This is a genomic window from Caldicellulosiruptor morganii (assembly GCF_026810225.1).
GTDB classification, from domain to species: Bacteria; Bacillota; Thermoanaerobacteria; order Caldicellulosiruptorales; family Caldicellulosiruptoraceae; genus Caldicellulosiruptor; species Caldicellulosiruptor morganii.
On the sequence record NZ_CP113865.1, the window covers coordinates 1,284,877 to 1,306,224 of the forward strand.

General features: G+C 36.8%; 19 protein-coding genes. 5 read left to right on the forward strand and 14 right to left on the reverse strand.

Annotated features, from left to right (window positions below; genetic code table 11):
- Nucleotides 1-771, forward strand: a complete 771-nt coding sequence (locus OTK00_RS06265; RefSeq protein WP_045169505.1) for an ABC transporter ATP-binding protein — start codon at nt 1-3, stop codon at nt 769-771.
- Nucleotides 764-1,468 carry an ABC transporter ATP-binding protein gene (locus OTK00_RS06270; RefSeq protein WP_045169506.1) on the forward strand — a complete coding sequence of 235 codons (705 nt, stop codon included), beginning with the start codon at nt 764-766 and terminating at the stop codon, nt 1,466-1,468. Before OTK00_RS06265 ends, OTK00_RS06270 begins: the two co-directional genes overlap by 8 nt.
- Before the next feature lie 95 nt (nt 1,469-1,563).
- Here the strand turns inward: OTK00_RS06270 and pyrE are convergent, their stop codons facing one another.
- The 12 genes from pyrE to lspA form a co-directional block, all read right to left on the reverse strand.
- A complete protein-coding gene (gene pyrE, locus OTK00_RS06275) occupies nt 1,564-2,139 on the reverse strand; it encodes an orotate phosphoribosyltransferase (RefSeq protein WP_045169507.1) in 576 nt (191 codons plus the stop codon).
- The gene (locus OTK00_RS06280) at nt 2,132-2,854 is read right to left on the reverse strand and encodes a histidine phosphatase family protein (protein WP_045169508.1); all 723 of its coding nucleotides are present in this window, start codon (nt 2,852-2,854) and stop codon (nt 2,132-2,134) included. The genes pyrE and OTK00_RS06280 overlap by 8 nt, the downstream gene beginning before the upstream one ends.
- Before the next feature lie 12 nt (nt 2,855-2,866).
- A complete protein-coding gene (locus OTK00_RS06285; protein ID WP_045169509.1) occupies nt 2,867-3,766 on the reverse strand; it encodes a dihydroorotate dehydrogenase in 900 nt (299 codons plus the stop codon).
- On the reverse strand, nt 3,767-4,531 hold the full coding sequence (locus OTK00_RS06290; protein ID WP_045169511.1) for a dihydroorotate dehydrogenase electron transfer subunit: 765 nt from the start codon (nt 4,529-4,531) through the stop codon (nt 3,767-3,769).
- Nucleotides 4,512-7,742: a carbamoyl-phosphate synthase large subunit gene (gene carB / locus OTK00_RS06295; RefSeq protein WP_045169512.1), complete on the reverse strand. Its 3,231-nt coding sequence runs from the start codon at nt 7,740-7,742 to the stop codon at nt 4,512-4,514. Before carB ends, OTK00_RS06290 begins: the two co-directional genes overlap by 20 nt.
- Nucleotides 7,743-7,776: 34 nt before the next feature.
- Nucleotides 7,777-8,694, reverse strand: a complete 918-nt coding sequence (pyrF, locus tag OTK00_RS06300; RefSeq protein ID WP_045169513.1) for an orotidine-5'-phosphate decarboxylase — start codon at nt 8,692-8,694, stop codon at nt 7,777-7,779.
- Nucleotides 8,688-9,980, reverse strand: a complete 1,293-nt coding sequence (locus OTK00_RS06305) for a dihydroorotase (protein WP_045169514.1) — start codon at nt 9,978-9,980, stop codon at nt 8,688-8,690. The genes pyrF and OTK00_RS06305 overlap by 7 nt, the downstream gene beginning before the upstream one ends.
- 3 nt (nt 9,981-9,983) lie before the next feature.
- Entirely contained in the window at nt 9,984-10,895 is a 912-nt protein-coding gene (locus tag OTK00_RS06310) for an aspartate carbamoyltransferase catalytic subunit (RefSeq protein WP_045169515.1), read from the reverse strand.
- Nucleotides 10,896-10,950: 55 nt separating this feature from the next.
- Entirely contained in the window at nt 10,951-12,336 is a 1,386-nt protein-coding gene (uraA, locus tag OTK00_RS06315) for a uracil permease (protein WP_045169516.1), read from the reverse strand.
- A gap of 29 nt (nt 12,337-12,365) precedes the next feature.
- Nucleotides 12,366-12,914 (reverse strand): bifunctional pyr operon transcriptional regulator/uracil phosphoribosyltransferase PyrR, encoded by a 549-nt coding sequence (gene pyrR / locus OTK00_RS06320; RefSeq protein WP_045170175.1) that lies wholly within the window; start codon nt 12,912-12,914, stop codon nt 12,366-12,368.
- 206 nt (nt 12,915-13,120) lie between these two features.
- Nucleotides 13,121-14,059, reverse strand: coding sequence for an RluA family pseudouridine synthase (locus OTK00_RS06325; protein ID WP_045169517.1), 939 nt, complete (start codon nt 14,057-14,059; stop codon nt 13,121-13,123).
- Nucleotides 14,038-14,499, reverse strand: coding sequence for a signal peptidase II (gene lspA / locus OTK00_RS06330; protein ID WP_052670893.1), 462 nt, complete (start codon nt 14,497-14,499; stop codon nt 14,038-14,040). The genes OTK00_RS06325 and lspA overlap by 22 nt, the downstream gene beginning before the upstream one ends.
- 244 nt (nt 14,500-14,743) lie before the next feature.
- Between lspA and OTK00_RS06335 the strand changes: the two genes are divergently transcribed.
- Both OTK00_RS06335 and mtnA read left to right on the forward strand, forming a co-directional pair.
- The gene (locus OTK00_RS06335; protein ID WP_045169518.1) at nt 14,744-15,517 is read left to right on the forward strand and encodes an S-methyl-5'-thioadenosine phosphorylase; all 774 of its coding nucleotides are present in this window, start codon (nt 14,744-14,746) and stop codon (nt 15,515-15,517) included.
- Between the two features lie 8 nt (nt 15,518-15,525).
- Nucleotides 15,526-16,554 carry an S-methyl-5-thioribose-1-phosphate isomerase gene (gene mtnA / locus OTK00_RS06340; RefSeq protein ID WP_045169519.1) on the forward strand — a complete coding sequence of 343 codons (1,029 nt, stop codon included), beginning with the start codon at nt 15,526-15,528 and terminating at the stop codon, nt 16,552-16,554.
- 351 nt (nt 16,555-16,905) lie between these two features.
- Here mtnA and OTK00_RS06345 read toward each other — a convergent pair whose 3' ends face one another.
- Nucleotides 16,906-18,939, reverse strand: a complete 2,034-nt coding sequence (locus OTK00_RS06345; protein WP_082054628.1) for a M56 family metallopeptidase — start codon at nt 18,937-18,939, stop codon at nt 16,906-16,908.
- A 516-nt stretch (nt 18,940-19,455) separates the two neighbouring features.
- On the opposite strand from OTK00_RS06345, the gene OTK00_RS06350 reads away from it, so the two are divergent.
- On the forward strand, nt 19,456-20,700 hold the full coding sequence (locus OTK00_RS06350) for an IS110 family RNA-guided transposase (RefSeq protein ID WP_045168518.1): 1,245 nt from the start codon (nt 19,456-19,458) through the stop codon (nt 20,698-20,700).
- Between the two features lie 136 nt (nt 20,701-20,836).
- On the opposite strand, the gene OTK00_RS06355 is transcribed toward OTK00_RS06350, so the two are convergent.
- Nucleotides 20,837-21,220 (reverse strand): BlaI/MecI/CopY family transcriptional regulator, encoded by a 384-nt coding sequence (locus OTK00_RS06355; RefSeq protein WP_045169520.1) that lies wholly within the window; start codon nt 21,218-21,220, stop codon nt 20,837-20,839.
- Nucleotides 21,221-21,348 lie beyond the last annotated feature (128 nt).

The following is a 21,348-nucleotide window of genomic DNA, read 5'->3' on the forward strand; positions in this document are numbered from 1 at the left end:
ATGCTTAAGATACAAAATGTAACAGTCAATTTTGGTGGAATTGTAGCACTTAACAATGTCAATATTGATGTAGAAAAAGGTTCAATAATTGGACTTATTGGCCCAAATGGTGCTGGTAAAACAACTGTGTTCAATGTAATCTCCGGTATTTATAATCCAAACACAGGTAAGGTTGAGTTCTCTAACTACGATATAACCTATAAGAAAACCTATCAGGTATCTGCTTTGGGTATTTCAAGAACTTTTCAGAATATAAGGCTTTTTAAGGAGCTCAGTGTTCTTGACAATGTGAAAATCTCTTTCCACAAAAATATAGGTTATAATCTTTTTGATGCAATTTTCAGGACCAAAAGATTTTTAAAGGAAGAGGAGCAGAATCAGAAAAAAGCCGAAGAACTTTTGAAGATATTCAATTTATATGAGAAAAGATATGAATTTGCCAAAAATTTACCCTATGGTGAGCAGCGAAAACTTGAAATTGTTCGTGCACTTGCAACATCGCCAAAGCTTCTTTTACTGGATGAGCCAGCAGCAGGTATGAATCCTCAGGAAACAGAAGAGCTGAAAAAGCTGATCAGGTTCATAAAAGACAAATTTGACCTAACAATTTTATTGATAGAACATGATATGTCTGTTGTAATGGATATATGTGAAAAGATATACGTGCTTGACTATGGTGAAGTGATTGCTGTTGGCGCACCTGAAGATGTCAAAAACAACCCTCGCGTAATTGAAGCATACCTTGGAGAGGGGGACTTAGAGTTTGCTTAAGATAAATGGAATAGATGTGTATTATGGGTCTATACAGGCATTGTTTTCAGTATCACTGGAAGTTCAAAAAGGTGAGATTGTCACATTAATTGGTGCAAACGGTGCAGGAAAATCCACCTTGCTTAAGACAATTTCCGGTCTTATAAGACCGCGTACCGGTTCAATCTATTTTGAGGATATAGATATAACGAAAAAATCATCAATGGATATTGTTAAACTTGGAATCTCACATGTCCCTGAAGGAAGACGCGTCTTTCCGGAGATGACTGTCCTTGAGAATTTGGAGCTTGGTGCATATTTGAGAAGGGACAGGCAAGGGATAAAAGAGGATTTGAAAAGGGTGTTTGAGAGATTCCCAAGGTTATATGAGAGAAAAAACCAGCTTGCTGGTACTCTTTCTGGTGGAGAGCAGCAGATGCTTGCAATTGGAAGAGCACTGATGTCAAGGCCAAAGTTACTTTTGCTTGATGAGCCTTCAATGGGCTTGGCTCCTATACTTGTGACAGAGATTTTTAAGATAATAAAAGAAATAAACTCACAGGGTACAACCATACTTTTGATTGAACAAAATGCCCACATGGCACTTTCAATCGCGGACAGAGCATATGTAATTGAGACAGGCAAAATTGTATTATCTGGAGAAGCTAAGGAGATTGCAGCAAATCCTGAGGTCAAAAAAGCGTATCTTGGAGGGTAATTTTTTTTAATTTCTAAAACGAAAGATAAAGAAAGAAACAGGGTTTTTACAGAAAACAGAACCTGAGCCCTGTTTCTTTCTTGCAATAAATATTTTTATTTCAACTTCTTACTTCCCGGCTTTACAATAGGAATTCCTTCTCTGCAAAGAGGACATTCTTCCGGCTCATAAGTTTCAATGTTAAGAGTCAAAAGTGTCTTTAAAGGATATCCCAAATCCACCTTACCGCCACTTCTGTCAACAATTCCTGCAACTGCTACAATTTCTCCTCCGCTTGCCTCAACAATGTCTATTATCTCTTTCACAGAGCCACCTGTTGTGATGACATCTTCTACAACCAATACCTTTTCACCTTCTTCTATCTTAAAACCACGGCGAAGCTTCATAATTCCGTCTTCTCTTTCTGCAAAGATGGATCGGCATTTGAGCTGTCTTGCAAGCTCATATGAAAGTGTTACTGCACCCAGCGCAGGTCCTATAACAACATCAATCTGCTGATCTTTAAAATACTGTGCAAGGTCTTTGCAAATCATTTCTGCCAGGTTTGGATACTGAAGTACTTTTGCACATTGTAAGTACTTTGGACTGTGTTTCCCGGAGGACAAAAGAAAATGTCCTTCCAAAAGTGCCTCTGTGTCTTTGAACATTTGAATGTAAGCTTCTTTATTCATAATTTTCTCTCCTTTCGATTATATTAATGTTTTGTTCTCTAATTCCTCTTTCCTTCAGAAACTGCTGCCACCAATCCTGATATGCAATTGTAGAAAGCTCTTCACCTAAATGTGACCAGTCACCTTCTACAAGCAGCTTGTATCTGCTGTCTTTGTATTCAATTATGTTTATTGCAGTGTTATCCTGCCATAAGATTTCATTCAGTCTTTCAAACTCATATCCCTTTATGTATGTCAAAAGTGCTCTAATCAATGTTCCATGGGTTACTATACAAACACATTTTCCGGTATTTGTCTTTACAATATCCTCAAAAGCAGAAACAGCACGAAGATAAAGTTCATACATGCTTTCACCGTTTGGCATGCAGTGCTCGTGTGGTCTTTTTTCCCAGAGTTCATACTCTTTTGGATACAGGATGGGAAGTTCATCCCAGCACCTGTCTTCCCAATCTCCTCCGTTTATCTCAACCAAATCCGATCTTATTAATATCTCGATGTTTCTATCATTTGCTATCTGCTGGGCAGTATAAAGTGCCCTTTTTAAAGGGCTTGAATATATAACATCAAAATGGACATTTTTCAGACGCTCAGCAAGCCTTTGAGCCTGAAGCTTTCCCTTTTCAGTCACATCTGAATCTGTTATGCCATGAAACCTTCTAATGAAATTCCCTTCAGCCTCTGCATGACGGATAAGGTAAATAATAGTCCTTGACATTTTTATGTCACCTCAGATTATAATATTGCCAATAAGGTCCTTGACCGATTCAAAACCATGATTTTTCAAATAATTTTCAATTCCCTTTTGTATTTCAGAAACAGCATTGGGGTTTACAAAATTTACTGTGCCAATCTGAATGGCAGTAGCACCAGCCAAAAAGAACTCTATTGCATCCTTATAGCTCATAATTCCGCCCATTCCAATGATGGGTATTTTTACTTTTTGGAAACACTCATACACCATCCGTATAGCAATTGGTTTTATTGCAGGACCGGAAAGCCCGCCTGTCACCATCTTAATAAGAGGTCTTCTTGTTTCAATATCAATTGCCATAGCAGATATGGTATTAATAAGCGAAATTGCATCTGCTCCTGCTTTTTCTGCTGCTTTAGCAAGCTCTGTGATATCTGTAACATTTGGCGTAAGTTTTACTATTACAGGACATGCAGATACTTTCTTTACTTCTTTTGTTATTTCATAAACTTTATCTGGGTCCTTACCAAATACCATACCACCTTCTTTTACGTTGGGGCAGGACAGGTTTACTTCCAACATGTCTACAAGTGGACTTACTATCTTTGCAAGTTCTACAAATTCTTCTTTGCTAAAGCCATTAATATTAGCAATTATCTTCGTATCAAATCTTCTTAAAAAAGGAAGCTCTTCATTTAAAAATGCCTCAACCCCGGGATTTTCAAGCCCAACTGAATTTATTATCCCACCATACACCTCACACAGCCTTGGCTGAGGATTTCCGGTACGCTTTTTGAGAGTTATCCCTTTTGTTGAGATTCCACCAAATAGATTTAAGTCAATCAGTTTTGAGAACTCTCGACCAAACCCAAATGTTCCTGAGGCAGCAATTATAGGGTTTTTAAACTTTACACCACTTATTTCGACTTCTAACATTTATATATCTACCTCCATTATATCAAAAACAGGACCATCTGAACACACGTGCAGCATGTTGTCCTCTTTCCCTTTAATACTACAGCAAAGACACGCGCCAATTCCGCAAGCCATTTTCTCTTCAAGCGACACATAACATTTAAAAGGCAAGTTTAGAGATTTAATGGCAGATAGCATTGGTTTTGGACCACATGAAAATGCTACTCTGTAGTTTTCTTCTCCAACCTTTGTTTTAAAAAACTCAACCGTGTTTCCTTTAAAACCTATACTGCCGTCATCTGTTGATATAAAAAGATTATCTGCAACTTTTTCAAACTCATCAACAAAAAACAAATCACTTTTGCTTCTAAATCCAAGAAAGACATCAACTTCATTCCCAACCTTTTTTAGCTCATGGCACAGGGAAAGAAGAGGGAAAATTCCCACTCCTCCCCCCACCACTGCTACTTTGCCATCAAACCTTTCAACCAAAAAGGAATTTCCAAGAGGCCCCAGGACATTTAAAGTATCACCCTTTTTCTTCTGGGAAAGAATCTGTGTTCCAATTCCAACTACCTTGTATCCAATAAACACTTTATTTTCTTTTACAAATGAAATGCTAAAAGGGCGTCTTAAAAGCGGATATATTGAATTTTTTTCAATAAGAATGTTTACAAAATTCCCCGGTTTAAAAGCCTTTGCTAAATATTCTGACTCAAAAGAAAGAAGATATATACCATTTGCAATCATTTTATTTTCAACTATCTCAACGTCCAATAGCTTCATTATCAATCTCTCCTATATTGAAAATGTCAAGTTCTTTCTTTTGTTTTATAAACTCAATTATTTCAACAACAGCCTTTGCCGTATCAATAGATGTGAAAATTGGAACCTTATTTTCAACAGCAGATCTTCTTATTAAAAATCCATCTCTTTGAGGCTGTCTTCCTTTTGTTGGGGTATTTATAACAATGTTTATTCTACCGCTTCTTATCAAATCTATTATATTGGGGCTTCCCTCAGACACCTTCCGAACATGATTTGCAGCAACCTGATAATAGTTTAGATGCTTTGCTGTTTTGGATGTTGCATATATTTTAAAACCAAGCTTTTCAAATTTCTCAGCAATAGGAATTATTTCATTCTTGTCAGGGTCAGCAACTGTGAAAAGAACCCCGCCTGTAAGAGGAAGTCTTATCCCAGCTGCAATTAGTCCCTTGTACAGGGCTATGTGATAGTCTTTTGATATCCCCATAACCTCACCGGTTGACTTCATCTCCGGTCCCAACGATACCTCAACATCAGGCAGTTTTTCAAACGAAAACACAGGCACCTTGAAGGCGTAGAAGTCTTTTTTTGGTAAAAGTCCCACTGTCTTTACTAAATCTTTCAATTTATAACCCAGACTTACCTTTGTTGCAAGCTCGACCATTGGCACACCTGTAACTTTGCTCAAAAATGGCACAGTTCTGCTTCCCCGTGGATTTACCTCTATTACATAAAGTTCCTCATTCTGGACAATGAACTGGACATTTATAAGGCCTTTGCAGTTTAGCTCTCTTGCTATATCCTGAGTATACTTAACAATCATGTTTTCTATACGCTTTGAGATATTTCTTGCAGGATACAGGGATATACTGTCACCTGAATGAACACCTGCTCTTTCAATGTGCTCCATTATTCCCGGAATTAAAATGTCCTCGCCATCAGATATTGCATCAACCTCTATCTCTTTTCCAACAATATATTTGTCAATTAGAATAGGATGCTGGTTGAGATTTTTTGCATAGCTCAGCATCTCAATTATGTCTTCATCATCAAATGCAATTTTCATACCCTGCCCGCCAAGGACATATGAGGGTCGAACTAAAACAGGATATTTTAGCTTATTTGCTATCTCAAGTGCCTCGTCCACGTTGTAGCATGTAAAACCGGGCGGACGCTTTATATTTAACTTATTTAAAATTTTATCAAACCTTTCTCTGTCTTCTGCAATATCTATCCCTTCTGCACTTGTTCCAAATATTCTAACTCCCTCTTTTGAAAGATCCTGTGAGAGCTTTATTGCAGTTTGACCACCAAATTGGACTATTACACCATCAGCAGATAGCTCCTCAACTACATTCAAAACATCCTCTTTTGTCAAAGGTTCAAAAAACAACATATCAGATGTGTCAAAGTCGGTACTTACAGTCTCTGGATTGTTGTTTATTATCACAGATTTTATCCCAAGTTTTGAAAGAGTATATACACTGTGGACAGAGGTATAATCAAATTCAATTCCCTGACCAATTCTAATTGGCCCTGAACCCAGCACAACTATCTTTTTAGAAGATTCAAGATTCTGGTCGTGAATAACATCATTTTCTCTTTCGTAAGTTGAGTAATAGTAAGGAGTTTTTGCTTCAAATTCAGCAGCACAGGTATCTACCATCTTGTAAACAGGCTTTATGTTAAGTTGCTTTCTGAGATTTCTTACCTCATTCTCTGTGCTGCCTCTCAATCTTGCAATTGTTTTGTCACTAAAACCCATCTTTTTTGCAAAGAACAAAAGTTCACTATCAAGATTTTCTTCATTTTTAATCCTGTTTTCCATATCAATTATGTTTTTAATCTTACATAAAAAGAACTTATCAACTTTGCAAAGATCATAAATCTCATCAACAGTAAACCCTCTTCTCAAAGCCTCAGCCAGGGCAAAGATTCTCCTGTCATCTGCCTCTTTTATTAACTCTTTCAGCTCGTCATTGCTGAAATTCTTTAGCTCAGGCAAATCCAGGCTATCAACACCAATATCAAGCGACCTTATACCTTTGAGAAGACTTTCTTCAAAAGTCCTTCCAATTGACATTACTTCGCCTGTTGCTTTCATCTGTGTTCCAAGTTTGCGGTTTGCATATGTGAATTTGTCAAAAGGCCAGCGAGGAATCTTTAAAACAACATAGTCAAGGGCTGGTTCAAAGCTTGCATATGTCATCTTTGTAATAGCATTTTCTATCTCATCAAGCGTAAAACCAAGCGCAATCTTTGCTGCAATTCTTGCAATGGGGTACCCTGTTGCTTTGGAAGCAAGAGCAGAGGACCTGCTCACCCTCGGATTTACTTCAATCACTGCATATTCAAAACTGTCAGGATTGAGGGCAAACTGGACGTTACACCCGCCTTCAATCTTGAGTGCATCAATAATCTTCAGGGCAGATGACCTTAGCATTTGATACTCTTTATCAGAAAGTGTTTGAGATGGCGCGACAACAATGCTGTCACCTGTGTGAATACCAACAGGGTCAATATTTTCCATGTTGCACACAGTTATTAAACAGCCATTTGAGTCACGCATAACTTCATACTCTATTTCTTTCCAGCCCTTAATACTCTTTTCAACCAGTATTTGTGATACTGGACTGTAGGTAAGACCTCTTCTTGCAATCTCAACAAACTCTTCTTTGTTGTTTGCAATGCCACCACCTGTCCCACCAAGTGTATATGCAGGTCTTATAATAACCGGAAAACCTATCTTTTCAACAAATTTGAGCCCATCTTCCACAGAATTGACAACTTCACTTGGAACAACAGGTTCACCAATCTTTATCATAAGTTCTTTAAAAAGCTGCCTATCTTCGGCAAATTCTATTGCCTCAATGTTTGTACCAATCACTTTCACATTGTACTTATCCAGAATTCCGCTTTTGTAAAGCTCAACCGCAATGTTAAGACCTGTCTGCCCTCCCAAGGTTGGCAGAATAGAGTCAACCCTTTCTTTTTGAATTATCTTTTCGATTATTTCGCAGTTAATTGGTTCGATATAGATACTGTCTGCCATAGTTTTATCAGTCATAATTGTTGCCGGGTTTGAATTAATCAGCACAACCTCTATGCCTTCCTCTTTTAAAGCCTTGCACGCCTGGCTTCCTGAATAGTCAAACTCTGCAGCCTGACCAATGACTATCGGACCTGACCCAATTACAAGTACTTTTTTAATATCCTTTCTGAGCGGCACCTTGAATTCTCACCTCTTCAATTAAAATTTTCTTTTAGGCAATTGCGTTATTTATACTTTCTTTAAGATTTTTTGAGGCAATAAAACTGCTTTTTTCAAAGTCTGAATGAATATGATTCTTATATGCATATATTATGTCACGTGAAGAGTTCACTATAATTCCCAGTTTGTTTTTATCAAGAAAATATTTCAGATCTTCAACTTTACCACCCTGCACACCAACTCCTGGTATGAGCAAGAAAGAATCCGGAAGAATAGACCTTACCAGCTTTGCCGCGTCAGGCTGGGTTGCCCCAACAACTGCACCAATGTCTGAGTAGCCGTACTTGCCTTTGCAGCCTGCTCCCCACTCATGTACCTTTTCAGCCACTTTCTCAAAGAGATATTTGCTATCAATAGATAAATCCTGAAAGTCCTTTGATGAAGGATTCGAAGTTTTGACAAGCACAAAGAGACCTTTTTTGTACCTTTCACAATCTTCCACAAATGGTTTTATACCATCTTCACCAATATAGGGATTTACTGTAATTGCGTCACAGTCAAAAAACTTTATCTTCTTATCAAACACCACTGTTTCGCCAATGTATGCATTGGAATAGCCTTTTGCAGAACTTGAAATATCATTTCTCTTGCCATCAAAGATTACAATTAATTTCTTGTTCTTTGCATACAGGATGAGTTTATGAAGAACCTCTACGCCGTGATAGGAATATTGTTCAAAAAATGCTGCTTGAAATTTAACACCAACTATATTTTCTTCAATGGCATCTATTATTCTTCTGTTGTATTCAAAGAGTATATATTTTAGATTTTCTGTTTCATTTTTATCTTTGTCATAGTATTTTTTTATAAAATAATCTGGAATATTTTCTATTGAAGTGTCAATTCCAGCAACAAGAACACTGTTTTTCTTTTTTATTGTATCAAATAATCTGTCCGAAAAGTTTAGCACTCCATTTCACCATCCTTTTTTAATATCTTTCCTTCGTATATAACTGTTTCTACAAAGGAAAAGAGTTTTTTACCCAGAAATATACTATTTTTTGACTTTGAAACAATATCTTCTTCTTTGACCTCCCATTCTCTATTCGGGTCAACTATAACAAGGTTTGCTTTTTGATTTTCCTCTATCATATTTGGTTTTAAGTTTAATATCCTTCTTGGGTTTATGTTAAGCAGTTCAACCAATTTTGAAACATCAAGTCCTTTCTTTTTAACAAGGAAAGTGTACAGCACTGCAAATGCTGTTTCAAAGCCGACAGTTCCGCTTGGTGCAAGGTTAAACTCTACATTCTTTTCGTCCTTGTGATGTGGTGCATGATCGGTTGCAATACAATCAATAACACCATCTTTTATTGCCTCAATCAATGCCTCAACGTCTTCTTCTGTTCTAAGAGGCGGATTTACCTTGGCATTTGTATTAAAACCCATAACCTCTTCTTCGGTAAGACTAATATAATGAGGGCATGTATCACAGGTTACGTTTACACCCCATTCCTTTGCCATTCTTATAAGCTCTATCGACTCTTTGGTGGAAACATGAGTTATATGCAAATGTGCTTTTGTCTCCTTTGCAAGAAGGATGTCTCTTGCAACAATAACAGATTCAGCTTCTCGTGGAATTCCTCTAAGCCCAAGTACAGTTGAAACAAGTCCAAGATTTATCTGCCCACCTTCAGACAGGTTTGTATCCTCGCAATGTGAGATCACAGGAATTGAAAAATCTTTTGCGTACAAAAGAGCATTTCTCATAAGATTTGCGTTCATAACACACTTTCCATCATCTGAGATTGCAACTATCCCTTCCTGTTTCATAAAGCCAATTTCAGAAAGTTCTTCTCCATTTAACCCTTTTGTGATTGCGCCAACTGGTAAAACCTCAATGGGTGATACTTCCTTTGCACGATATTTAACATACGCGACTATTGCTCTGTTGTCAATTGGTGGATTTGTATTCGGCATACAGCAGATTGTGGTAAAACCACCGGCTGCAGCACTTAAACTTCCACTTTTAATATCTTCCTTATATTCAAAACCTGGTTCTCTCAGGTGACAGTGAATATCAGTAAAGCTTGGAAAAACATATTTGCCAGTTGCATCAATAATTTTAAGACCCGGATTTTCAATTTCAATATCAGGTGCAATTTTTTCAATTTTATCATCAACAATCAGGATATCAGCTTTTTGGGTATCTTTTGTAGATCCATTTATTATATTTGCATTTTTGATTAATATCACTTTCTAATTTACCTCCTTTCGAGTGCAAAGATATAAAACTGCCATCCTAACAGCAATTCCGTTTGTTACTTGCTCCTCAATTGTGCAGTTTGGAAGATTCATAATTTCAGAAGATATTTCAACTCCCCTGTTTACAGGACCGGGGTGCATAATAAGAGTATCTTTAGAAATAAATTTTGAAATATCCTCATTAAGACCAAAGAACTCGTAGTATTCATATTTTGAAGAAATCAATCCTCTTTTTTGCCTCTCAAGTTGAATTCTAAGGTCAATTACAACATCCTTGTTACAAACTGCTTCTTCTAAGGAAGAAGCTACATTTACGAATTTGTCTATAAATGGTGGCAAAAGTGTCCGCGGACCATATACTGTTACTTCATTTTCAAATTTTTTAAGTCCCCAGATGTTGCTCCTCGCAACCCGGCTGTGGAGAATATCTCCAATTATAGCGATTTTAAGTTTTTCAAGCTTGCCAAGCCTTTCTCTTATTGTAAACATATCAAGTAGAGCCTGAGTTGGATGTTCATTCATTCCATCCCCTGCATTTATAACTGAAAATGAGCAGTTTTTTGCTATAAAATGAGCAGCACCCGACACAGAGTGGCGCACAATTAAAACATCAGTCTTTAGAGCTTCCAGGGTTCTGACTGTATCCAAAAGTGACTCGCCCTTTTGCACACTGCTTGTTGCAACAGAAATGGATGTTGTATTCGCGCTCATAAACTTTGCCGCAAGTTCAAAAGATGTTCTTGTACGTGTACTGTTTTCATAAAAAAGCGTTACAACAGAATATCCCTGTAAGTGAGGAGTCTTTTTTGTCTCACTTTTTAAAATCAGTTTCATATCCTTAGCAAGATTTAAAATCTTAAGTATTTCCTCTTTTGAAAGATCTCTCAATCCAAGTAGATGTTTCAAATTATTCACCTCCAGATGTTTATAAAAAAGGTAGGGATAAATACCCTACCTTGTATTATATCTCCGCATTATTTTTAGCACCCGATTCTGAAATAATATCATCTTTTGACACTGCCTTTGCTTCCGGCAGCAGAAGATTCAATATAATTCCCACAAATGTAGCCAAAGCCATTCCTTCAAATTCTATATTGAAAAAGCTGAGTCTTGTACCACCCACACCTATTATAAGAATTACCGATACTATGACCAGGTTCCTTGTTTGTGACAGGTCAACTTTATTCTCAATCATCATTCTCAAGCCAGATGAAGCAATAACCCCAAAAAGAAGAATGCTAATTCCGCCAATTACCGGTGCAGGGATTACCTGAATTAAAGCACCAAGCTTTTGTACAAACGAAAGAAGAATAGCAATTATGGCTGCCCATAGAATTACCCATGTGCTGTAAACCTTTGTTATTGCCATAACACCAATATTCTCTCCATAAGTTGTGTTGGGCGGACCACCGAAAAACCCCGCTGCTATTGTTGCAAGCCCATCGCCTGCCAAAGACCTGTGAAGACCTGGATATTTTGTAAAATCCCTTCCCACAACATTGTTTGTAACAAGAAGATGACCTATGTGTTCTGTTATTGTAACAATTGCGATTGGCGCTATTGCTAAGATAGCAGGTAGTGAAAATTTTGGGAAAGTGAACTGAGGAATACCTATCCATTTTGCATTTCTGAACACTTCATAATTCAAAAATGGTATATATTTGCCATTTGGGTAGAAAGAATCCAGAAGACCTGTATTCATACCTATCAAATCAAGTATATATGCAAAAAGATACCCACTTACAAGTCCGATCAATACAGGGATAACTTTAAAAAAACCTCTGAAATAAACCGAACCAAAAACTGCAACAAGCAATGTAAAAATCGAAACCCAGCAAACAGGGCTTTTAATGACGTTTACAGCAACCTCTAAAATCTGCCCATCCTTGATGATTTCTTTGAAAAGCCCTGCGGATTTGACTGCTGCAGCCCTTGCCAGCGAAAGACCTATTATCATAACTACCGGACCCACAACAACAGGCGGCAAAATTTTGTCAATCCATTTTGTACCAAATAGATATATCAGAAAAGCTACAATTAAGTATATAACACCTGAAGCAATACAACCGGCAAGTGCATATTCCTTTCCGCCAAGTGAAGCTGAAACTGTTATAATTGGATTTATATATGCAAAAGATGAACCAAGATAAGCAGGAACCTTGTTTTTAGTCACAAGTATATAGATGATTGTGCCAACACCACTTGTAAACAGCGCAACTGATGGGCTCAAACCAACCAATATTGGTACAAGTATTGTTGCACCAACCATTGCAAAAAGATGCTGAAGACTAAGCGGTAGTGTTTTTGAAAATGGGAGTTTCTCCTCCACCTGAACAATTCTGTGCATTTTTATTTCTCCTCTCTGTTAAAAAGTTTTCATATTTCTTTATCCAACTGTTCAATTATCACTCTGTTATCGTTGTCAAATTCATCAACTAAAACATGGACTATTTCACGCCTTGATGTAGGCACGTTTTTCCCTACGTAGTCAGCTCTGATTGGAAGTTCTCTGTGCCCCCTGTCAATCAAAACTGCAAGCTGGATCATTTTGGGTCTTCCCATGTCCATTAACGCCTCTATTGCCGCTCTTACAGTTCTGCCAGTAAATAGCACATCATCAACCAGCACAATCTTTTTGTTATTGATATCAAAGTCAATCTGAGTAGAGTTAACAGTTGGATGATCATTTAAAAGACTCAAATCATCTCTGTAAAAAGTTATGTCAAGGACACCTAACGGTAACCTGATACCTTCTATTTTCTCGATGTTTTCTCTTATCCTCTTTGCAAGGGTTACACCTCTTCTTTGAATACCAACTAAGCACAAATTTTCGACACCTTTATTTTTCTCAAGAATCTCATGAGAAATTCTTACCAGAGCTCTATTCATCTGAGCAGAGTCCATAATTTCTTTAAATTTATCCATATATTTCACCTCCTTATTTACAAAAAAAGCTTCCTGCCTGTGAATTGGCAAGAAGCTTTTTTTATACACACGTATCCCTTTTTCGTTTACAACCTTGCCGCCTCACAGGGCCAGCTTAAAGGTCTTATTTATTTTAAGTTCGTTATTCAATTTTTACTTCATTTTTCATCTCATTATAACACCCGGATGTACTGTTTGTCCATGTTTTAATGTTGTATTTTATCCTGTTTCTGGCTTCGCTTTCTCAATGCTTCAAGAATCTCTTTAAAATAGTCGGGCAGTTCAACTTTAAAACTCATTGGTTTATTTTCAACTGGATGAACGAATTCTATTTCGCCTGCATGAAGAAGCTGACCTTCTACTCCAAATTCATTTTTTGGTCTACCATAAAGAACATCACCAAGCAGAGGATGGCCAATGTAGGACATATGAACTCTTATTTGATGTGTCCTTCCGGTTTTTAAACGAAGCTTTACAAAAGTGTATTTGTCAAATCTCTCAAGTACTTCAAAATATGTTGTCGCTTCCTTTCCATTCGGCACAACTGCCATCTTGAGCCTGTTTACTGGATGTCTTCCAATCGGTGCGTTTATTATCCCGCTGTCTTCTTCCAATACACCTTCACAGATTGCAAAGTAAACCCTTTTAATCCGGTGATTTTTAAGTGCTTCAGAAAGCTTTATATGTGCCTCGTTTGTCTTTGCAACAATCAAAAGGCCTGAGGTATCCTTGTCAAGCCTGTGAACAATACCCGGTCTTATAACACCATTTATACTGCTCAGTTTTCCTTCAAACCTGTACAAAAGCGCATTGACAAGTGTGCTATCATAGTTTCCAGCTCCAGGGTGAACAACCATCCCTCGAGGCTTGTTTATAACTGCTAAGTGTTCATCCTCGTATACTATTTCAATATCAATATCCTGAGGAGTCAAATTTAAGGAAACTGGTTCTGGTATTACAACCCTTATTAAGTCACCACTTTTGACCTTATGAGAAGTCTTTACAATCTGTTTTTGATTCACCCATACATTACCGTTTTCTATTAACTTTTGCACAAAACTTCTTGTTCTGTCAAGTGCTTTTGTTAAAAATATATCCACTCTTCCTTCAAACTCATCAACAGTTACATATCTTTCTTCTGCAATAATTCTCCTCTCCTTTCATTTGTTAGTAATTCAAAAGCTAAGATACAAACACCTATTGTTATACATGTGTCAGCTATATTGAACACAGGTATTATCCTTATATCTATAAAATCAACAACATAACCTCTGAAAATTCTATCAAAAAGATTGCCCAGAGCACCCCCCAGGATAAATGCTATTGCAAATCTGCTTTTATTTGACAATTTCCTGGATTTTAACAGCAAAATCAAAAAAGAAATCAAAACCACAGAAACAAAAATGAATATAAATTGCTTTCCCTCGAGTATTGAAAAAGCACCGCCAGTATTTTGAACATGGGTCAGGTATATCAGATGGTTTAATATTTCTCGTGAGTATCCCAGTGGGAAAATTTTTTCAACAAAAGATTTTGAAATCTGGTCTATCAGTAAAGTTAACATAATAATAATCCAGTAAACCAAGGAAAAATCTCTCCTGCAATATTGAAATTAAATCAACATCTTTCTTTAGTATAACAAAATGTGAACTTTAAAAGAAGACAAAATTTGGTTTACTTTTATAGCATCTTTTTACCATCTTTATTTGAAAGTCTGTTAATATCTTCTAATGGATTTATCAATTACAGGAAAATTTTATTTTGTTGATTTTACGCTGTTTTATTTATATAATTTTTTTGAAATGCAAATCACAGGTGGAGGGAAGAAAATGGAATACAAAGCTGATATAGGTGTATTTGGCGGATCAGGTTTTTACTCGCTTGAAGATGGTGTACAGGAGATAGAACTTGAAACCCCTTATGGAAAGCCGAGTGATAAGATTTCACTGATAGAAGTTGCAGGTAAAAAGGTAGCTTTTTTGCCACGGCATGGCAAAAATCATCAGTATCCTCCTCATCTGATTCCCTACAGAGCAAACTTATATGCAATGAAAATGCTTGGGGTTAAAAAAATAATTGGTCCCACAGCCTCTGGAAGCTTGAAACCTGAGATAAAGCCCGGTGATTTTGTTGTGTGTGACCAGTTTGTGGACAGGACATGGGGACGAAAAGACACCTTTTTTGAAGGACCTGAAGTAAAACATATATCTGCCGCAAAGCCTTACTGTGAGTATTTGAGAAAGATTGCCATTGAGTCTGCAAAAGAACTTGGAATTACTGTTCATGAAAAGGGAACAGTTGTTGTAATACAGGGTCCGAGATTTTCGACAACTGCTGAGAGCAGATGGTTTTCGAGCATGGGCTGGGATGTCATCAACATGACACAGTACCCTGAAGTAATTCTTGCAAAAGAGCTTGGAATCTGCTATGTTAACATTTCTTTAATTACAGATTATGATGCAGGACTTGAAGGAAGAGATGATATAAAGCCTGTAACAGAGGAAGAAGTTTATAGAGTCTTCAGAGAAAATAACGACAAGGTCAAAAAGCTTATATACAGGATGATTGAAAAGATTGATGTAAACTATGTCTGTGAGGAGTAAGAAGGAAGATGAAGCACTTTGAATTTGAAAATGATAAACTAATTGTTCTTGACCAGAGAAAGCTGCCTTTTGAAAAAGAATATTTTGTTTGCAGTACGTATCAGGATGTATATATAGCAATAAAAGATATGATTATAAGAGGAGCACCGCTTATTGGAATTGTTGCTGCATACGGAGTTGTGCTGGGCTTTAAAGAGATAATTGAAAAAAACAATGACCTGTCTAAAATTTATGAGATTATAAACTATCTTGCAAGCTCAAGACCCACTGCTGTAAATCTTTTCTGGGCTCTTGAGAGGATGAAAAAGGTTTTTGAAGAAGTAAGAAATCTTTCTAAAAGCCAGATTTACAGTTTGCTGCTGCAAGAGGCAAAGAAAATAGAGGATGAAGACAAAAATATAAATAAAAAGATTGGTGAACATGGAAATAATCTTATAAAAGAAGGTGCAAATATTCTTACTCACTGCAATGCAGGAGCTTTGGCAACAGGTGGGTATGGAACAGCACTTGGCATTATTCGTGAAGCTCATTTTTCTGGCAAAAACATTCATGTTTACGTGGATGAAACAAGACCCTATCTTCAGGGGGCAAGGCTCACAGCCTTTGAGCTTTCTGAAGATGGTATTCCCAACACAGTTATCTGTGATAACATGGCAGGCTATCTTATGAAACTTGGAAAGATTGATTGTGTTATTGTGGGTGCAGACAGAATTGCTTTAAATGGAGATACGGCAAACAAGATTGGAACTTATTCTCTTTCTGTTCTGGCAAAGCATCATGGCATTCCTTTTTACATTGCAGCCCCAGTATCAACCATTGATTTTAACATAAAATCAGGCTCAGAAATTCCTATTGAAGAGAGAAGTGAAGATGAAATAAGATTTTTCAATGGGAAAAAGATTGTCCCGGATGAATCAAAGGTTTTCAACCCGGCATTTGATATAACACCAGCTGAGAACATTACTGCTATAATTACAGAAAGAGGAGTTATTTTTCCACCATTTGAGGAAGGTATTTTAAAACTCAATGAAAAATAGTCTTTAAAAAACGGGGTATTGCAAATTTGCGTACCCCGTTTATATTTTGCTTTTCATGATTTATAGTGAACATTTATATTTTTTGTAAAGAAAATAATTTTACCTTCTGAAAAAATAAACAGGTGGATTACATAGTCCTGTATTTTTTGCAAACTCTGTTACATTCCCTGTTAACACATCAGCAACTGAAACCCAAATATATGCCGGATCAGAGGAGTTGAAGTACTGATAGCAACATATCTACTATCCCTGCTCCATGCAACAGAGTAAATAATTCTGTATTATAATCTGTATTATAATTGGTTGTAAAAGAAGGTTATTTAGCTAATGTTATAATTGTTTTCACCCAAGTTAGAAACCTTTTAATTCTTTCATAAACTCATCAGCAGGCTGCCAAGTAGCCACTTTAAGAACATAGACATTTTTCTGAGATGGAACCAAAACATAAACATCATTACCTTCTATTAGAAAGCCTTTTTCAGGAATAACACTGTAAACATTTAAGGGTATTTTAACAACTCTATCTATCTCCCCAGTTTTTTTATCATACCCTGCAATAGTATAGCTCTTGCCATCTTCTAATTTCCAGTATATCGTCTTGTCAATACATCCTATATAACCATTTGTCCCCAATTGATACTGCAAAGGAAAAGCAACTTTTACAATATCTCCATCTGGTGTTATGACCTGACCACTTAACCGTTTCATATTTTGAATATTGAGTTTCCATGTAGCTTTATCACGTGCTAAACAGCCTTTTTTCTCCTCAATAACTGTAGCACTATCTGGTTTATCTGCATCAGGACTACCTGTCCTCCCTGTGGTATTTCCAAATCTTAGTGTCCTTATTTCTTTCAAATCTGCATATACAACATATGGTCCATTTTCATCAGAACCAAAACCTGAGATTGTTATACAATTACCTTTTTGCTGCCTATCTGGCAAGCTATTAATTCTGATTTTGTTATTTGTTATTGTTACAAGACAGTCTCCATGATAATTTCCACCCAATAAATATAAGTTTCCTTTTCCATCGGCAGATATATCCGACACCCATACTATATTTTCAGGAAATTTAACTTCTTCAATAAGTTGGCCAGAAGTTTTGTTATAGACTAAAATTCTGTGATGTGCATTATCGACAATATACACTTTATCACCTTTAATATCGAAAGCCTCTGGTCCTCCTGTTCCGGTCATGTCCGAAACATATTCAATCCCTTTTTCAGATACAGGAATAGTTACAACTTCTTCAAAATGCAAAAGCCAAACTTTCTCTTCATCTGGTATAGTTGATTTGATTGCTTCTGTCTCACTTCTATCAAAACCCAAAATATCCTTTGCCCAAATTTGAACAAATGCACTCAAAAATATTGTTGTTGATACCAACACCACAAGAAATACCTTGGTAATTTTGCTCATCTTCTTTACTTCCAAATTCATAATAAACCTGAATCTATCAACAATGCTTTCTTTTCTACCTACCAGACCAAATGCCGCACCTGCTCCACTGCTTATACTTACCAAAAGTGTATTATAAAGTGCCTCAGCATACCTTCTTTTGCCATTCTCCTTGAGCTTTCTTATCACCTCTTCGTCACATGAATATTCACATTCCCTACTTAGCTTTAAAACCGCAAAGTATACCAGGGGGTTAAACCAATGAAGTGCATTTATCAGTTTGCTAAACCACTTAATTAATACATCTTTTCTCCTGAAGTGAACAAGCTCATGTCTTATGATCAGTCTTAAGTCTTCCCTTGCTATGTCCTTTGCAGGCATTAACAAGATGGGCTTAACTGTTCCTATAAGCATTGGAGTTTGTATAATGTCACTTTCTAATACCTTTATCTTCCCTGAAATTCTTTTTAACCTGCAATATCTCCCAATTATCCTTCTGCAGTATTTATCAGAACATTCTCTTGAATTTCTTGTTACTATAACCTTAAACCAAATATACCTTATCAAAAACCTTACAAAAAACACAACAGCACCTATGAGCCAGACATAAGCTATAACTTCATGTAAAACTCCAGGATTAAAATAGCCAACATTTCCAGAAGGCAGGGCTTCTAAAGCCCCACCTTGCAATGAATTCTTTACTGATTGCAAGTTCAATACACTGCTTTGACTGAAGCTTGAAACTGTATAACCTCTACCGTCTAATATAACACTCTGATTTAGTACTTTAAGTGATGATTTTCTGTTAAATAGAACATTCCATGGAATCATGAAACAAAAAAGCACTATCAGCCAAATATAATATCTTGCCCTTGCACTCAAGTGCTCTTTGAAGATTTTACTTAAAACAGCAAATACCAAAACAGCTGCGCTACCACTTATTGTCATTGCCAAAATCCATTTGAATAAAACTTCTATATTCATCTCATCTCTACTCCTCTTTCGTATAATATGATTATCAAATCACTTAAAACTTCATATCTCAATTGGTACATTAAATTATTAGTACCAATTGATTACTGGAAACTGACCTTGATAACAAAGCTTTTCTTAACACATTCACTTCTTAAAAAATTGAATATTAAAATTGACTGCTACAGTTTAAATTTGCCCTTTATCTCTGGTAAACTAATATCAGAAAAAGTTTAAGCCTGATTTAGTTTATTTGGATATTTTTTGACCACCTCCTGCTGGACGTGCTTTGATATCTGCACGCCACAGCTTGAGAAAGACTGAACCCCAAAGGATTACATGAGTAATGTTTACTCGTTTGCTGTGCACGGTCAGTTTACCACATCTGATTTGAGCATGTCAGATGTGTGCACCCTGTAAACTGCTCCGTAGCTCTAATATCGGCGAGGCTGCATTACATGTAATCCCCAGGGATAAAGGGCAAAACTTTTTTCTAACACCACACACTTTAGAAAGGAGGCCTTTAAATTGCCAAATACTTTAATCGTGGGCATTGATATCAGTAGTCAGTCAAATTCTATCTTCTTCATCGATGATGCCGGAAATCACTTGATTAAAAAACCCTTTTCCTTGCCTAACGATCAAGAAGGTGCTAATGAATTAATCAAAAGAGTCATTGACTGCCTCAGCCAGTATAATCTGTCCTACGTTAAATTCGGCATGGAAGCAACTTCACATTACGGTTGGCATCTGCATTTGTATCTTGCTTCCTCTTCTGAATTACTACCTTACAAACCAACCTTTTACGTGCTCAACCCAAGCATCGTCAAAGGATTTAAAAAGATCTACACTTTCTTGCCTAAAACAGATAACATCGACGCTGTCGTTATTGCTGAATGCGTCAGGTTCAGTAAGCTAAATCCAACACCTTTGCCTGACTTCAAATATGCTGCACTACAACGCCTTACCAGAATGCGCTATCACCTTGTTCATAATCTAACTCGCGAAAAAAACAGAGCTCTCAATCTCATATACCTTAAATTCTCCACTTATTCTCAAGACTGCCCATTTTCTGATATCTTCGGTAAGGCATCTTGCGCTATCATCGAAAACTTCACCCCAGATGATATTGCTTCCATGCCTTTAGAAGATTTAATTAAATTTGTATCTGACAACGGCAACAACAGATTATCAGATGTCAATAAAATCGCTGAAATACTTAAAACCGCTGCTAATCGTTCATACAGATTACATCCTCTGTTGGCTGAGGCAAATGACTTAGCTTTGTCTATGACTCTTGAAAACATTAGATTTATGCAAGAACAACTTAAAAAACTCGACAAAGAAATCTCAAAACTTCTTAAAGCTTTCTCCCAAACCTTGACCACCATCCCTGGCATAGGAGATGTTCTTGCAGCCGGCATCATCGCTGAAATCGGTGATATCAAGCGCTTCAAAAATGAAGCTGCTTTAGCTAAATACTCCGGCCTTGTTTGGACTCAATACCAATCAGGCAATTTCAATGCCCAGGAAACCTCATTGGCTAAGTGTGGTAACCAATACCTGAGATACTATCTTGTTGAGGCTGCTAACTGTGTTAGGGTGCACACAGTCCGTTATAAAGCCTTCTACAACAAGAAGTTCTCAGAGGTTACCAAACATCAGCATAAACGTGCCCTCGTCCTCACCGCAAGACGATTAATTCCTCTGATCTTTGCAATGCTCAGCAAAGGTCAAATATATCAAGAAAGAGGTGATGTTTACAATACTTAGTTAATCCCATTTCTTAATTTAATAATCTTCTCAAAACAAGCTGCCAGTTAAATTTTTCCAGGCTGAGCGGCTCGGTATTCTATTGCCTTTTTTGCCCTAATTATCTAAAAAATTTTTTTAAAAAACCCCCTTGACATTATACCGTTTGTCTTTCTAATAGCTTTTTAATCTCCTCAAGCTCTTCTCCTTTTATGTTCCCACATTCAATTAAAGCTGCTATTAAGCTTTTTACAGAGCCATTGAATAGCTTATTCAATATCCTTGCTGTTTCTATCTTTGCATATTCTTCTTTGCTAATTGATGGGCTGTAGTAGTAAAGCTTATCTTTTCTCTCCTGCTTTATTGCCTTTTTCTTTGCAAGTCTATCAATCAAGGTGTATATGGTTGATTTTTCCCATTTGATGTTTCTCTCTTTTAATCTCTGTACTATCTCGGGTGCACTCAGGGGATTTCCTTCTTCCCACAAAACCTTCATAACCTCCAACTCTGCTTCTGATGGCTTCAATAAATCCTTGTTCATTTTTATACCACTCTCCTTTTACAATTGTAATTATATATATTTTACAACAGTAAAAAATACTTTGTAAAGAGGATTTTGAAATACTTTTTCAAATTCGCTTTTACCTTATCTGTTCAAAATATTGGGGC